This window comes from Psychrobacillus sp. OK028 (assembly GCF_900103605.1).
Classification (GTDB): domain Bacteria; phylum Bacillota; class Bacilli; order Bacillales_A; family Planococcaceae; genus Psychrobacillus.
The window spans coordinates 1-16,703 of record NZ_FNHY01000008.1; the positions used below are offsets into that span (position 1 = coordinate 1).

Consider the following 16,703-nt stretch of genomic DNA (forward strand, 5'->3'; position numbering starts at 1 on the left):
CCGCCAGCGTTCGTCCTGAGCCAGGATCAAACTCTCCATAATAGAGAACTTAAAAAGCTCATTTTGTTTTGCTGGCATCATCATTAAATGATGTCAAAAATTGTTTTGCTATCAAACTAACTAAGTTAGCAGATAGCTTTATGTCTTAACGTTTTGCATGTTCAGTTTTCAATGTTCATGTTGTTGTTATGTCGTTTTGGCGACTTCTATATATTATCAAGTTCTCAGGGATATGTCAACACTTTAATTGAAAATAATATTAAGAAGCTGGGATAGAGGTATAAATTTATAGAATCTAGCCTAAATCTACATACAGATTCGATACTTTATAAATTGATTGTAGTAGAAGATTGACTCCTCGGGGAACAGCACGAAGCCTGTGTCTACAGGATCCGACCTTGCCCCGGAAGGTGTCCCTGGACCGGAAATCGATTTTGTTTATGGGTTTTGTCCCAGCATCTTAACTTAATTAACTAATAACGCTCTCTATGTGAATGGATCTTTTCGCAGCTAAATCTATTATTTGCCCACTGTCTGATAATCGAATCATTGGACGCATTGGAGAATCTCTATGTAAGAAAACTACTTCTCCTTTTTCTCCTGATGATAGAAGTACACTAGTTGAAATAGGAAGAGACCCTACTAATTCTATTAATTTGTTTACTACTTCTATATTAAACTGTCCAAACCCTTCTTCTCGAATCATTTCTAATACTTTAAAAGAAGAGCTTTTAGCACGATAAATACGTTCTGATGTCATCGCATGGTAGACATCTGCTACAGCAATAATTTGAGCATAAACAGAAACATCATTCATTTTATCGCTTTTTGGGTAGCCACTCCCATCTAGACGTTCATGATGTTGGAAGATTGCTAATTTCATCTCAGGTTTTAGTAAAGGACTATCTTTAATCATTTGAAAGCTGTAAATAGTATGTTTTTTTACCTCTGAAAAGTCGGATTCTGTTAAAGCAGATTTTTTTTCTCGTATTTTCGGATCTACTTTTGCCATACCTATATCAGCCATCAAACCAGCAGTAGCCATTTGTGTTATTTGACCAGATGAAAAATTTAACTTTTTAGCTATAGCACCTGAAATAATTCCCACAGCTATTGAATGATGTGCAATATATTTATCCATCATGGAATACATATTTAACAGAGAAAATACTTGTTTTTCTATCATTGCTTTTTCGACTAGAGGCATGATTATATTCCGTAACTTCGCCACATCTACTTTCATACCAGCTTCCCAGCTTACAAACTCTTTATAGAAACTATCTACGGCCTCTTTATATAATTGTACAAAACTAGTATTAACTATCGTTTTTTCTTCTTTTTGAATTAATACCTCTTTATCTTCGGTTAACTTTTTAATCTCTTCCTCTGATCTATTAAAAACATTTTCTAGGGCCACAGGTACTTTTGTTATATTAAAAGCTCGCAAAACTTGAATAAGCTCTCTAGTTACCTTTGACTCTTTATGAATGATAGGTGAATTAGTATTAACTAATATATCTTCCGCGATTATTGCGCCCAATTTCAATTCCTCTAAGTTGATGAGGGTTTGGCTCATTTAGTATTCCCCTTTTCCAAATATTTCTTTAATTATACTAAATATTCACATGGAAAGTATATGTAAAAAAACTAACTAAAAAGTAAAAACACCCTCCCAAAATGGAAAGGTGTTTATTGTTTTTATTCGGTTTGTTCTTCTGTTGTTGATGAATCGATGTCATTTGTAGAACTTTCTTCTAGATTGTCTTCAGCTTCTACATTCTCATCTTCTTCTTTTTCAACTTTTGCTACAGTGGAGATTATCTCATCCTCTGCTAATCTCATTAAACGAACACCCTGTGTACTACGACCTGTTATAGAAATATCATTTACATCCATACGGATCAGCATGCCGTTAATCGTAATGAGCATCAAGTCTTCTGTACCCCCAACAGCTTTAACAGCTGCTAAAGGACCGTTTTTGTCTGTAATATGACAAGTTTTCACTCCCATACCACCGCGAGTTTGTAAACGATATTCAGATTCTGGAGTACGCTTTCCGTATCCATTTTCAGTAACAACTAATATCTCTTGATCTGGCTCGATAATTTCCATGCCGACTACATAGTCATCATCCTTCAGACGAATACCTCTTACTCCTCCAGCAGTTCTACCCATGGAGCGTATGTCTGTTTCTTCGAATCGAACCAATTTTCCTTGACGTGTACCAATAATAATCTGCTTGCTACCATCAGTTAGACGAACAGCAATCAGTTCATCATCTTCACGTAAGGAAATAGCAATTAATCCATTCGCACGGATATGTGCAAATCCAGTTACAGGCGAGCGCTTAGTTACCCCGTGCTTAGTTGTGAAGATAAAGTATTTATCTTCTTCAAACGATGCCATCGGAATCATTGCTGTGATGTGCTCATCTTTTTCTATACCTAAAAGATTTATAATCGGTAATCCTTTAGCTGTACGACCATACTCTGGGATCTCAAATCCTCGAGCTCGATAAACTTTACCTTTGTTTGTAAAGAAGAGAATTGTATCATGTGTTGATGTGTACAATAGATGCTCAACAAAGTCGTCTTCGTTTGTACCCATCCCTTGAACACCACGACCGCCTCTTTTTTGACTCTTATACGTATTAGCAGGTAAACGTTTAATGTAGCCTTTGTTTGTTAAAGTAAGAACAGAGTTTTCTACCGGGATTAAATCTTCATCCTCTAATACTTCTGCTCCTCCAGCAACAATTTCCGTTCGACGTTTGTCTGCATAGCGATCTTTTATTTCGGTAATTTCTTCTGTTATGATTTCAACTACCCGATACTCATTTGCCAAAATGAATTTAAGTTCTTCAATTAATTTCATTAAGTTTTGATATTCTTCTTCAATTTTATCTCGTTCTAAACCAGTTAAACGTTGTAATCGCATATCTAAAATTGCTTGAGCTTGTCTTTCGGATAAATTGAATGACTCCATCAATCCATTTTTTGCTTCTTCACCTGTTTGTGAAGCTCGGATTAACTTGATAATTTCATCAATATGATCTAAAGCAATTCGAAGTCCTTCTAAAATATGTGCGCGGTCTTCCGCTTTGTTCAGTTCAAACTGGGTACGACGACGTATTACCACTTTTTGATGTTCTAAGTAATGATAGAGCATTTCTTTTATGTTCAAGACTTTGGGTTGATTGTCTACTAATGCAAGCATATTAACCCCGAAGCTTGATTGTAATGCAGTTTGTTTATATAAGTTATTTAATAATACGTGAGAATTTGCATCCTTCCGTACTTCAATAACAATTCGCATTCCATTACGGTCAGATTCATCTGCCAAGTGGGTAATGCCATCTATCTTTTTATCGCGTACTAACTCCGCAATTTTTTCTATTAAGCGTGCTTTATTTACTTGGAATGGTAATTCTTTTACAATAATAACTTCTTTACCACTTGATTTAACTTCAATTTCTACTTTCGCACGAATTAATATAGATCCTCTACCTGTTTCATACGCACGACGAATACCACTTCGTCCTAAAATTATCCCACCTGTTGGAAAATCAGGTCCGGGTATAATAGACATCAGTTCTTCAAGTGTAATTGCAGGATTTTCAGCTAAAGCCAATACTCCGTCAATTACTTCTCCTAAATTATGAGATGGAATATTCGTAGCCATACCAACTGCAATTCCTGAAGCTCCATTTACAAGTAAGTTAGGAAATCTACTTGGTAATACAACAGGCTCTTTTTCTTGTCCATCATAGTTATCTTTGTAATCTATTGTGTTTTTGTTAATATCACGCAATAATTCCATTGCAATTTTAGACATTCTGGATTCTGTATAACGCATTGCTGCTGCTCCATCGCCATCCACGGAACCGAAGTTACCATGTCCATCTACTAACATGTAGCGGTAGCTCCAATCCTGCGCCATACGTACCATTGCATCATAAATAGATGAGTCACCATGTGGATGGTATTTCCCCATTACGTCTCCTACAATACGAGCCGATTTTTTATGAGGTTTATCAGGCGTATTGCCCAACTCTTGCATACCATATAAAATTCGACGATGTACAGGCTTTAGCCCGTCACGAACGTCTGGTAAGGCACGGGATACAATAACACTCATCGCATAGTCTAAAAATGAGGTTCTCATTTCTGTACTAATATTGATTCCCTTTACGCCTTTATTCGGTATTTCTGACATCCTAAAGACCTCCAGTCACACACATTCTTAAATATCTAAGTTTTTCACGTATACAGCATTTTCTTCGATGAAGAGACGTCTTGGTTCTACTTCCTCACCCATTAGTTGTTCAAAGACCTTATCCGCTTCCATTGCATTATCTAAATTTACTTGTAGTAATGTGCGTTGTTCCGGGTCCATAGTTGTTTCCCATAGCTGATCTGCATCCATTTCTCCTAAACCTTTATAACGTTGAATATTTGGTTTTGAAGTTTTAGGTAAACGGTCTAGAATTTCTTTTAATTGTTCGTCATTATAGCAATACTCTACATGCTTCCCTTGTTTCACTTGATATAAAGGTGGCTGAGCTGCATATACAAAACCAGCTTCAATTAATGGTCTCATAAAACGGAAGAAGAATGTAAGTAATAATGTCCGAATATGTGCACCATCGACGTCCGCATCAGTCATAATAATAATCTTATGATAACGTGCTTTTTCTAAAGTAAACTCTTCTCCAATACCAGTTCCAAGTGCCGTGATCATCGCGCGAATCTCTGCATTTCCTAAAATTCGATCTAAACGGGCTTTTTCGACATTCAGAATCTTACCACGCAAAGGCAGTATTGCTTGGAAATGACGGTCACGACCAGATTTAGCAGAACCACCAGCCGAGTCACCCTCTACGATATACAATTCACTTTCTGCAGGAACACGAGAAGAGCAGTCTGCTAATTTACCAGGTAGGCTAGATACCTCTAATGCCGATTTACGACGTGTAAATTCACGTGCTTTTTTAGCAGCAACGCGAGCTCTAGCAGCCATCAAGCCTTTCTCTACTATTTTTCTTGAAATTTGCGGATTTTCTAATAAAAATCGGTCAAAACCTTCAGAAAAAAGACTATTAGTAATAGGGCTAACTTCGGAGTTACCTAATTTTGTTTTTGTTTGTCCCTCAAATTGAGGATCTGGATGCTTTATGGAAACAATTGCAGTTAAACCTTCCCTTACATCGTCCCCAGATAAATTGGTATCTGCCTCTTTTAATAAACCATTCTTTCTTGCATAGTCATTTATGACACGAGTTAATGCAGTTTTGAAGCCAGATTCATGTGTTCCACCTTCGTAAGTACTAATATTATTAGCAAAAGATAAAATATTGGAAGAGTACCCTGAATTATATTGCATAGCAATCTCTACAGAAATTCCATCCTTTTCCCCTTCAACAAATATAGCTTCTTCTGTTATAGGCTCTTTGGATTCATTTAAATCTTCAACGTACGATTTAATACCACCCTCGTAGTAGTATTTAACCGTTTTCTCTTTTCCTTCTCTTTCATCTGCAAGTGTTATAGATAACCCACGATTTAAATACGCTAGTTCACGCACACGATGTTCAAGAATCTCATACTCGTACACAGTAGTTTCCGTGAAAATCTCAGCGTCTGCCTTAAATCTAGTAGTTGTTCCAGTAACATCTGTTTCTCCAATAATTTCTAGAGGAGCCGACACTGCTCCACGCTCAAATTTAATCACATGAATTTTTTCATCACGTTTTACATATACTTCTGTATATTCGGATAGGGCGTTTACAACTGAGGCACCAACACCATGTAGTCCTCCGGATACTTTATATCCGCCGCCTCCAAATTTACCACCTGCATGTAGAACAGTCATAATTACCTCTACTGCTGGTTTGCCCATTTTTTCTTGATTATCAACTGGTATGCCACGGCCATTATCTTCTACTCGGATCCAATCATCTTTTTCGATAGTAACAATAATATGGTCGCAGTGCCCTGCTAATGCTTCATCAATACTATTATCGACAATTTCCCAAACAAGATGATGAAGGCCTTTTGAACTTGTTGTACCAATATACATCCCAGGACGTTTTCGAACAGCTTCTAGTCCTTCTAATACTTGTATCTGATCGGCATCATAAGACTGATTTAGATCTTTTTCTTCCATTGCCAACTTGCTCACCCACTCTTTCATTCATTCAATAATGGAGATTCATTTAATAACTTTGACTATTTGAATCATTTTCATAAAAACGTACTCTTATTAGTGAAATCCTAACAACACTGATTTCTGCTCTAGGCAAACTTTTTCCGCGGGCTCATGCTGTTGCCGCTGAAGAATCTTTTTTTAAAACGAATAAAAAACTAAGATATAAAGTAAACATTCGTGTTTTTAAATATATTTAGGAATTATGAAATTGACTTATTTATTTATCTTTTACTGCACCTTGTTCCACATGAAACAATTCTGCTTGTTGAATAGTCTCATGTGCTATTCCTTCAACACTTGTGGTCGTTACAAACGTTTGGACATCTCCTTGAATTGTATTTAACAAGTGAGATTGTCGATAGTCATCTAATTCTGATAGTACGTCATCCAGTAATAAAACAGGAGATTCACCAACCTCCTGTTTTATTAATTCGATTTCAGCGAGCTTCAAAGATAATGCAGTAGTACGCTGCTGTCCTTGAGATCCATAAGTTTGAACGTCATAGTCATTTACAAAGAATTGCAAATCATCGCGATGTGGACCGATTAAGGATACACCTCGGTAGAGTTCTCTATTTTGACTATCTGCTATCTTTTTTTCAAGATGATTTTTCATTTCGTTTGAGGACCACTCTGGTTGAATGCCGGTAGTGGAATTATAGGTAATTCGCAATTTCTCTAGACCTCTAGAGATTCCAAAGTGAATTGGTTCCGCCCATTGTTGTAATAATTGCATAAAATGAAATCTTTTTTGTATCACTTTTACTGCTGCATCTATATATTGTTCTGTATAAACATCGAACATCACATCATTTAACATAGGCTTACCTTGATGTTGTTTTAAAATATGATTTCGCTGCTTCATTATTTTTTGAAAATGAAGTAAATCATGTAAATAGATAGGGGAAATTTGACCGATTTCCATATCAAGAAATCGTCTTCTCACTTGTGGACTTCCTTTTACTAAATATAAATCTTCTGGCGCAAACATTACTACATTCAGCTGACCTATATAATCGCTTAAACGGGTTTGCTCTAAATGGTTTACTTTAGCTTTTTTTCCTTTTTTTGAAAGAATTAATTCTAAAGGCAAATGACCATATTTTTTTTGTATATCCCCTCTTATTTTACCATAGTCTGCTTCCCAACGTATCAATTCTTTATCATTAGAAGTTCTATGAGATTTTGCCATGGATAATACATAGAGAGATTCCATTAAATTTGTTTTGCCTTGTGCATTTTCACCTATTAGCACATTGATTTTAGAGGAAAATTTCATCTCAATTGAATCGTAATTACGGAAATCTTTTAACTCTAACCGTTCAATATACATATCAATCCCCGTTCTCAGGTCCAACCAGTTTAAATCTTCCTACTTCCGGGATGTTTACGACATCATTATGACGTAGTTTACGACCTCGTCTTTGATCCACTTCTCCGTTCACATATACCTCATGCTCACTCAAAAACCATTTGGCCATTCCACCGGAGCTAATTGCATCTGTCATTTTTAATAATTGCCCAAGTGTTATAAATTCTGAGTCAAATCGAATTTCTTCCAACAATAATTCAACCTCTTCTCCTAATCATTATCCCTTCATTTTACCCCAAATAACGAAATAAGTAAAAAAGATAGCCACAAACGTGACTATCCTTAACATATTAGTAAGTTCTTACTGGTAAAATTAGTTGCAATATTGAATCGTCATGAACAGATTTCAAAATAAATGGTCTCATAGCACCTGTGAATAAAATCTTCACATCTTGACCATCAATAGCTTTTAATGCATCCATCATATATTTGGCGCTGAATGAAATTTTTAATTCTTCCCCGACTATTTCTTCCGCTTGAATTTGTTCTTCTACATTCCCGATCTCCGGAGAGTTAGAAGACACTTCTATAAATCCATTACCCAAAGTGGAAAAGCGTACGACATTGTTTCTTTCTTCACGAGCAAGTAAAGAGGCTCTGTCAATGGCTTGCAATAAAGATTTACTATTCACCAAAATAGTTGTTTTGTTTTCACTAGGGATTAATCTTGACGTATCTGGATAATTACCCTCTAATAAGCGCGAGTAGAATAGTACGTTACCTGTTTTAAATAAAACTTGTTGTTGAGTCATCACAATTGCTACTTCTGATGATGTTTCTTCTAAAATTTTATTTAATTCATTTAAGCTTTTCCCAGGAACTACTATACTGTATTCTCCTTCTGGCAAATCCTTAATAGCTGTTTTTCTTTTCGCCAATCGATGACTATCAGTTGCTATACAGTGTAGTTCTCCTTCTTTAACCTGCCAATTGACACCTGTAAGAACTGGACGACTTTCTGAAGTAGATACAGCAAATACAGTTTCTTTAATAATAGATTTGAGTAAATCAGATGGAATAAAGAACTGTCTATCCTCTTCTATTTGAGGCAGCAATGGATATTCTGATGCATCCAATCCAATTAAATTAAATTCTGATTTACCTGATCTAATATGAGTTTGGAATTGATTGGTTACTTCAATTTCAACATCATTTGTTGGTAACTTACGTACAATCTCATTAAATACTCTTGCCTGTAAAACGATAGAGCCTGGTTCAGTAATACTGATAACTTGTTCTCCATTTATTTCAACAGGTATAAAAGTTTGAATAGTAATATCTGAATCACTACCAGTAATATAAAGTCCTTTATTAGTTACTTCTAACTTTAATCCAGTAAGAATTGGAATTGTTGTTTTGGAACTTACTGCTTTTATAACATCACTTAATCCTTCTAATAAACTATCTCTCATTACTTCGAATTTCATTTTTATACCTCACTTATATAATTATTAATTATTTAAAAGAATAATAGATATAGTACTAGGGCTTGTGGATATGTTGATAAGTCTTTTTTCCTTTACTTAGAGTTACTTGTCCACATGTGTATAAGTTGTGTTTAAGTAATCTAGTAAACTAAGCGTTTATCCACAAACTCTTTTTATCTACCCAGAATAGATTTAATTTGTTTTACGTCATCTTGAAGATTTGTATCTTCTTTTAACATTTTGGATATTTTTTCATGAGCATGAATAACAGTTGTGTGGTCACGTCCACCAAACTCTTCCCCGATTTTTGGTAACGAAAAATCAGTTAACTCTCTTGAAAGATACATTGCAACTTGTCGTGGAAATGCAATTGACTTTGTGCGTTTTTTAGCGACAAAATCTTCTAACCTAATATGGAAATGCTCCCCAACTACCTTTTGGATATCTAAAATCGTAATAATTCTCGGACGAGCATTTGGCAGGATATCTTTAAGAGCCTCTGCAGCCAAGTCAATATTAATGTCCTTATTAATAAGTGAAGAATAGGCAACTACACGAATAAGAGCACCTTCTAGTTCACGTATATTGGAATCTATTTGATTTGCTATATATGCCATTACATCATCAGATATATCTAATCCATCGGCACGGGCCTTTTTACGCAAAATAGCAATACGAGTTTCTAAATCTGGTGGTGCAATATCTGTTATTAATCCCCATTCGAAGCGAGAACGTAAACGATCTTCTAAAGTAGGAATTTCTTTAGGTGGACGGTCACTAGAAATGACAATTTGCTTTGATTCCTCATGCAGGGCATTAAAAGTATGGAAAAATTCTTCTTGAGTTGATTCTTTTCCTGCAAGGAACTGAATATCATCTATTAATAGAACATCTACATTTCTATATTTATTGCGGAAATTGACAGCTTTATTATCTCTAATAGAGTTTATGAACTCATTTGTAAACTTCTCTGAAGATAAATAAACCACTTTAGCATTTGGATTGTGTTCTTGTACATAGTGACCAATCGCATGCATTAAGTGGGTTTTTCCTAATCCAACTCCTCCATATATGAAAAGTGGGTTATAGGCTTTTGCAGGTGCTTCGGCTACAGCTAAAGATGCTGCATGAGCGAAGCGATTACCAGATCCAATGACAAATGTATCGAATGTATTTTTAGAATTTAACATCCCTGGTGAAAAATCTGGTTGATCTCCGTTATTTGCAGGGGTTTTTGGTTTAGGAATGTCGAAATCATCGATATCGATATTTTTAGGTACGACAAATGATATAAGCAGTTCGTTACCGGTTAACTCAGTTAAAATACCAGCTATTAGGTGAACATAATGATTTTCTAGCCAATCCCTAGCAAATGAATTGGGCGCAGCTATCGTGACAGTTTCTCCTTTATAAGAAAGTAGTTTCGTCGACTTCAGCCAAGTTTCAAAACTTGGTTTAGATGTTTTCTTTTCTACTTCAGAGAGAACTTTAGCCCAAAGTTCTTCTAAATGTTCCAATTATCTAGTCTCCTTTACTGTAGATTTAGTCGTTAAACTCTTTTTCAATAAAATAAAATATGTATGACAAAATTCGACATATACACAAATCCACCGATTGTGGATAAACTTTATAAAGTTATGGGAATAAACTTATCCACAGATTACTAACAATTGTGGATAAGAAAATTGAGTTAAATATTTTTGAAAAAGTAAAACACAAGTATCTTAACAAAATAACATTGAAATTACAAGAGATTTAAGGGTTATCCACAATTATTTAATTATTAACATTATAAGTTGTCCACAATAGAATAATATGTGAAAAATATGTTCATAAGTATTGTGGATAATTTTTGAGTGAATTTTATTATACACAACACTTAAAAAAGATTCACTCTTTATTGTGGATAACTATTTTTTTATGAGAGATAATAATTATTAAAAGTAATTGACAAAAGCCCTGTATTTTATATATAATATCGGAGACTGTCTTAGGAAGATTGAAGATGATCACTCAGGAGGTGTCATATAGATGAAACGTACATTCCAACCAAATACACGTAAACGTGCCAAAAATCACGGTTTCCGCGCACGTATGAGTACTAAAAACGGTCGCCGCGTACTTGCAGCCCGTCGTGCTAAAGGAAGAAAAGTGTTATCAGCATAAGTCCACTGACCATTTCAGTGGTCTTTTTTTCTTTTAAAACGATTAGTTGGAGCTGGTGAGAAGATGAACAAAAAACAACGTATTAAAAAGAATGCAGAGTTCCAAACAATTTTCAAAAAGGGCAAGTCCTTTGCGAACAGACAATTTGTTGTTTACTGTTTAAATAAAGAAGAAGATTATTATCGAGTTGGATTATCTGTCAGTAAAAAAGTTGGGAATGCAGTAGTTCGCAACCGTATTAAACGATATATTAGACAAACCTTCCTTGAAATACATGATCAAGTATTTCCGAACATGGACTATATTATTATCGCCAGAAATCCGGCGGCCAAGTTAGACTATCATGAAACCAAAAAAAGTTTAGAACATGTTTTAAAAGTAGCTAAAGTCTTAAATAGGAAAAGTAAGTAGTAACTTTTTAAAGAAATGGTAAGATAAAACGAAGAGATATATATAAGACATATTAGGGGGAAGAAGGTTGAATAAACGTTTATCACTTGTACTATTATTAATAGTGACTACTGCATTGCTTGCAGGATGTACAGAATTTAACGAGCCAATCTACGATAATTCAAAAGGATTTTGGAATGAATACATCGTATGGCCATTAGTATCAGCAATTACGTACTTTAAAGAATTATTAGGAACTTATGGACTGGGTATTATTGTCGTAACGATTATTATTCGTTTAGCAATCCTACCATTAATGATTAAACAAACGAAAAGCTCTAAAAATATGCAAGAAGTTCAACCTGAATTAAAGAAGTTAAAAGAAAAATATAGCTCTAAAGATGCTGTTACGCAGCAAAAATATCAACAAGAAATGATGGCCCTATTTAAAGAAAAAGGAGTTAATCCAGCTGCTGGTTGTTTACCAGTTTTTGTTCAAATGCCGATATTAATAGGTTTCTATCACGCCATTAGTCGTATGAACAATACGCCAGAAATTAATCTAGGTGATTTTCTAGGCTTTGCACTAGCGGAACCAAGTATTACTCTAGCTATTTTGGCAGGTCTTATGCAATTGATCGTTTTACGTACTGGTCCAGCAATGGATAATCCCCAAATGAAACTGATGATGTATATTATGCCATTTATGATCATTGGATTTGGTATCGTATTACCTGCAGCATTAACTTTGTATTGGGTTATTGGAAATATTATTTCTATCATTCAAAATTTATTCATTTATAAGCCTTGGAACAAACCAAAAACAGAACCTGTTAAAACGGGAGGACCAAAAAAATGAATCAGATTACACAAACTGCACCTACAAAAGAAGAAGCTATAACAGTTGCACTTGAAAAGCTTGGCGTAACACGAGACGACGTGACAATTAAGGTAGTGGAAGCAGGTAAAAAAGGTTTTCTTGGATTTGGTATGAAACCTGCAGTTGTTGAAGTAACTGTTTTGAAAAAAGAACCAGAAGTAAAAGTAGAACAAGCAGAAGAACAAGTTATAGTTGAAGAAATAACCGCTTTCGAAAAGACAGTCGCACATGAGTCGGTTATGGAAGAAGAACCTACTAGTATAGAAACGAATGAACAAGCAGTAGAAGAAACAAAAAGCTATATAATTGAGATTGCAAAAGAAATGAATATTGATGATTTAGTTATTAATGAGAAAAGAGAAGGAAAGTTTATTCATCTTCACCTAAATAGCGAAAAAGCTGCTATGTTAATAGGGAAGCGTGGACAAACACTAAATGCTTTAGAGAATTTATCACAGCTAGTTGCCAATAAATTTTCTAACTCCTTTATTATCATTAAATTAGATGTTGGTAATTACCGCGAACGAAGACAAGAGTCTCTGGAGCAGCTAGCAGAAAGAATGGCAGACAAAGCAATCCGAACAGGCAACAAAGTAGAATTTGAACCGATGTCTTCATTTGAACGTAAAATAATTCATAACGCATTGTCTGTACGAGTAGATATTGAAACATACTCAGTGGGAACAGATCCAAATCGCTATCTAGTAATCGAACCAATTAAATAACTTTTTAACGGATTTCAGCTATGTAAAATACTGAAGTCCGTTTTTCTTGCTATTTCGCAAGTTAGTTTTATTAATAATTTATCCAAGCTCTAAGTTTAGGTATTTTTATTCATATATGTAAAAGTATCTATACTTCTGATTTTCGTTGTTTTATGGTATTGTTATATGTTAGATAGTCGTGTGCGTTTTAGTTATACACATGTGGATAAGCATGGATTTGTAAGGAGGTGGACACCTATGGAATTTGATACAATAACTGCTATTTCGACTCCAATGGGAGAAGGTGCCATTGCAATAGTGAGACTAAGTGGTTCTAGTGCAATAGCAATAGCAAACAAAATATTCCGTTCACCAAACGGAAAAGAGTTATTTAACCAGAGTTCTCATACTATTCATTATGGACATTTAGTTGACCCAAAAACAGATGAGGTTGTTGAGGAAGTGATGTTATCCTTAATGAAGGGTCCAAAAACGTTTACAAGAGAAGATGTAATTGAGATAAACTGCCATGGAGGACTAGTATCTGTCAATCGAGTATTACAGTTAGTATTGACAAACGGTGCCAGACTTGCAGAACCAGGTGAGTTTACTAAACGGGCTTTTTTAAACGGGAGAATCGATTTGTCTCAAGCGGAAGCTGTAATGGATTTAATAAGAGCAAAAACAGACAAAGCTATGAACGTTGCTTTAGGCCAAATGGAAGGTCGTTTATCGAGACTTATTGCAACATTGAGGCAAGCACTCTTAGAGACTTTGGCTCAAGTTGAAGTAAATATAGATTATCCTGAATACGATGATGTAGAAGAAATGACACTGCCACTTATGATCGAAAAATGTACTTGGGTTAGAGAAGAAATAGACAAATTACTGCTAACATCTTCCCAAGGTAAAATACTAAGAGAAGGGTTATCGACGGCAATTATAGGAAGACCAAACGTGGGGAAGTCGTCCCTTTTAAATAGTTTAATACAAGAAAATAAAGCAATTGTGACCGATATTGCAGGAACCACAAGAGATATCATAGAAGAGTACGTTAACGTGCGCGGAGTTCCATTAAAATTAGTAGATACAGCCGGTATTCGAGAAACAGAAGATATAGTAGAAAGAATTGGAGTAGAAAAATCTAGGCAGGTGCTTAAGGAAGCTGATTTAATATTGCTTGTCTTAAATAGCGCTGAGCCTTTAACGATAGAAGACCGAAGATTGTTAGAAGCAATTGAAGGTATGGACTATATCATTATTATTAATAAGACAGATTTACCAACAAAAATTAATATAGATGAAGTAAGAAATTTATCTGGTCAAAAACGTATTGTGACCACATCTCTGCTACAAGAAGAAGGGATCGATGAGTTAGAAGAATCAATTGCCTCTTTATTCTTTGAAGGTACAATTGAAGCAGGTGATTTGACTTATGTTTCAAATGCTCGTCATATATCATTGTTAACTTTAGCAAAATCGACAATTACAGATGCCTTAGAAGCAGCACAAAGTAATGTGCCTGTAGATATGATACAAATAGATGTTACAAGAACGTGGGAAATTTTAGGTGAAATAACTGGAGAAACTGTAGAAGAAAGCTTGATTGATCAGCTATTTTCACAATTCTGTTTAGGAAAATAAAAAATGAGAGGAAGTTACGAACATGCCGAAGTTTGAAGCAGGCAAGTTCGATGTGATTGTTGTTGGAGCAGGACATGCAGGCGTAGAAGCAGCATTAGCAGCTGCTAAAATGGGTGCAAAAACGTTAGTTCTAACAATTAATCTTGATATGATTGCATTTATGCCTTGTAATCCATCCATCGGAGGACCTGCAAAAGGAATTGTTGTGCGTGAAATAGACGCGCTTGGCGGGGCCATGGGAAAAGTTATAGACAAAACACATATTCAAATGAGAATGCTGAACACAGGGAAAGGACCAGCTGTTCGAGCATTACGTGCACAAGCAGATAAAGTATTATACCAGCATGAGATGAAACGTCTTTTAGAGGAACAAGATAACTTAACGGTTCATCAGGCAGTTGTAGAAGAATTAATAGTGGAAAACGATCAAATTGTAGGGCTAGTAACACAGGTCGGAGCAGTTTATCGTGCAGAAACAGTCGTTATAACAACTGGAACTTTCTTGCGTGGTGAAATTATTATCGGTGACTTGAAATACTCAAGTGGACCAAATAATCAGCAGCCATCTATAAAATTAGCGGACAGTATTCGTGATTTAGGATTTGATCTAGTTCGGTTTAAAACAGGGACTCCACCACGAGTAAATAGTAAAACAATCGATTATAGCAAAACAGAAATCCAACCAGGGGATGACGTTCCAAGAGCTTTCAGTTTTGATACAACAGAATTCATTATGGATCAATTACCATGCTGGCTAACATATACAAGCGAAACCACACATCAAATTATAAATGAAAATCTACATTTATCACCGATGTATTCTGGTATGATTAAAGGTACAGGACCAAGATATTGTCCGTCAATTGAAGACAAAGTAGTTCGCTTTAACGATAAGCCACGTCATCAAATCTTCTTAGAGCCAGAGGGAAGAAATACACGTGAAGTATATGTTCAAGGATTATCTACAAGTTTGCCAGAGCATGTGCAACGTCTGCTTATAGCATCTGTTCCTGGACTTGAAAATGCCGAAATGATGCGTGCTGGATACGCCATTGAGTATGATGCAATGGTACCGACACAGTTATGGCCTACATTAGAAACGAAAAAAGTTAAAAATTTATATACAGCTGGTCAAATCAATGGGACTTCTGGTTATGAAGAAGCAGCTGGTCAAGGATTGATGGCAGGGATAAATGCAGGTCTACGAGCACTAAAGAAAGAAGAAAAAGTGTTAAGTAGATCAGATGCATATATAGGTGTATTAATCGATGACTTAGTAACGAAAGGAACAAATGAACCTTATCGTTTACTTACTTCTCGTGCAGAATATCGCTTATTACTTCGTCACGACAATGCCGATTTAAGACTTTTAGAAGTTGGATACGAAATTGGATTAGTTCCAGAAAAACGGTATAATAAATTTTTAGAGAAAAAGAAAAGAATAGAAGATGAGTTAGTTCGTTTACGTTCGACTATGATAAAACCAAATGAAACAACTCAAGCTTTAATCCGAAGTGTGGATGGAAGCGAATTGAAAGATGGAATTCGTGCAGCCGATCTATTAAAAAGAACTGAAATGAACTATGATTTAGTAGTTCAATTATCACCACCTGAGGTAGAATTATCACTAGAAGAAAAAGAACAAGTTGAGATACAGGTTAAATATGAAGGGTATATTGAAAAATCTCTTCAGCAAGTAGAAAAACTTAAAAAAATGGAAGACAAAAAAATCCCTGACAATATTGATTATAATGCGATCAATGGTATTGCTACAGAGGCAAAACAAAAACTGATGGAAGTTCGTCCGTTATCAATTGCCCAAGCATCCCGTATTTCAGGAGTTAATCCAGCTGATATTTCTATTCTTCTTATATATATTGAACAAGGAAAAATTGCTAAAGTCACTGGATAGT

Annotated in this window: 13 protein-coding genes; 6 read left to right on the forward strand and 7 right to left on the reverse strand. The window is 35.3% G+C overall.

Going from position 1 to position 16,703, the window contains the following annotated elements; all coding sequences use genetic code 11:
- Nucleotides 1-469: 469 nt before the first annotated feature.
- The 7 genes from BLR36_RS13590 to dnaA form a co-directional block, all read right to left on the reverse strand.
- A complete protein-coding gene (locus tag BLR36_RS13590; RefSeq protein WP_093062298.1) occupies nucleotides 470-1,576 on the reverse strand; it encodes an HD-GYP domain-containing protein in 1,107 nt (368 codons plus the stop codon).
- A gap of 122 nt (nucleotides 1,577-1,698) precedes the next feature.
- Complete coding sequence (gene gyrA, locus BLR36_RS13595; RefSeq protein ID WP_093062299.1) at nucleotides 1,699-4,215, reverse strand: DNA gyrase subunit A; 2,517 nt, start codon at nucleotides 4,213-4,215, stop codon at nucleotides 1,699-1,701.
- A gap of 27 nt (nucleotides 4,216-4,242) precedes the next feature.
- Nucleotides 4,243-6,165, reverse strand: coding sequence for a DNA topoisomerase (ATP-hydrolyzing) subunit B (gene gyrB / locus BLR36_RS13600; RefSeq protein WP_175454091.1), 1,923 nt, complete (start codon nucleotides 6,163-6,165; stop codon nucleotides 4,243-4,245).
- Between the two features lie 259 nt (nucleotides 6,166-6,424).
- Nucleotides 6,425-7,540 carry a DNA replication/repair protein RecF gene (gene recF / locus BLR36_RS13605; RefSeq protein ID WP_093062301.1) on the reverse strand — a complete coding sequence of 372 codons (1,116 nt, stop codon included), beginning with the start codon at nucleotides 7,538-7,540 and terminating at the stop codon, nucleotides 6,425-6,427.
- Nucleotide 7,541: 1 nt separating this feature from the next.
- Complete coding sequence (gene yaaA, locus BLR36_RS13610) at nucleotides 7,542-7,769, reverse strand: S4 domain-containing protein YaaA (RefSeq protein ID WP_093062512.1); 228 nt, start codon at nucleotides 7,767-7,769, stop codon at nucleotides 7,542-7,544.
- 100 nt (nucleotides 7,770-7,869) lie between these two features.
- Nucleotides 7,870-9,006 carry a DNA polymerase III subunit beta gene (gene dnaN, locus BLR36_RS13615; RefSeq protein WP_093062302.1) on the reverse strand — a complete coding sequence of 379 codons (1,137 nt, stop codon included), beginning with the start codon at nucleotides 9,004-9,006 and terminating at the stop codon, nucleotides 7,870-7,872.
- A 173-nt stretch (nucleotides 9,007-9,179) separates the two neighbouring features.
- Nucleotides 9,180-10,523: a chromosomal replication initiator protein DnaA gene (dnaA, locus tag BLR36_RS13620; protein WP_093062303.1), complete on the reverse strand. Its 1,344-nt coding sequence runs from the start codon at nucleotides 10,521-10,523 to the stop codon at nucleotides 9,180-9,182.
- Nucleotides 10,524-11,037: 514 nt separating this feature from the next.
- Here dnaA and rpmH point away from each other — a divergent pair.
- The 6 genes from rpmH to mnmG all read left to right on the forward strand — a co-directional run bounded on the left by rpmH (nucleotide 11,038) and on the right by mnmG (nucleotide 16,702).
- Nucleotides 11,038-11,172 (forward strand): 50S ribosomal protein L34, encoded by a 135-nt coding sequence (gene rpmH / locus BLR36_RS13625; protein ID WP_053591131.1) that lies wholly within the window; start codon nucleotides 11,038-11,040, stop codon nucleotides 11,170-11,172.
- A gap of 63 nt (nucleotides 11,173-11,235) precedes the next feature.
- Nucleotides 11,236-11,583 (forward strand): ribonuclease P protein component, encoded by a 348-nt coding sequence (gene rnpA / locus BLR36_RS13630; protein WP_093062304.1) that lies wholly within the window; start codon nucleotides 11,236-11,238, stop codon nucleotides 11,581-11,583.
- A gap of 67 nt (nucleotides 11,584-11,650) precedes the next feature.
- Nucleotides 11,651-12,421, forward strand: a complete 771-nt coding sequence (gene yidC, locus BLR36_RS13635) for a membrane protein insertase YidC (RefSeq protein ID WP_093062305.1) — start codon at nucleotides 11,651-11,653, stop codon at nucleotides 12,419-12,421.
- A complete protein-coding gene (gene jag / locus BLR36_RS13640) occupies nucleotides 12,418-13,167 on the forward strand; it encodes an RNA-binding cell elongation regulator Jag/EloR (RefSeq protein ID WP_093062306.1) in 750 nt (249 codons plus the stop codon). Before yidC ends, jag begins: the two co-directional genes overlap by 4 nt.
- A 237-nt stretch (nucleotides 13,168-13,404) precedes the next feature.
- Nucleotides 13,405-14,790, forward strand: a complete 1,386-nt coding sequence (mnmE, locus tag BLR36_RS13645) for a tRNA uridine-5-carboxymethylaminomethyl(34) synthesis GTPase MnmE (RefSeq protein ID WP_093062307.1) — start codon at nucleotides 13,405-13,407, stop codon at nucleotides 14,788-14,790.
- Nucleotides 14,791-14,812: 22 nt separating this feature from the next.
- Nucleotides 14,813-16,702: a tRNA uridine-5-carboxymethylaminomethyl(34) synthesis enzyme MnmG gene (mnmG, locus tag BLR36_RS13650; protein ID WP_093062308.1), complete on the forward strand. Its 1,890-nt coding sequence runs from the start codon at nucleotides 14,813-14,815 to the stop codon at nucleotides 16,700-16,702.
- Nucleotide 16,703: the final 1 nt, after the last annotated feature.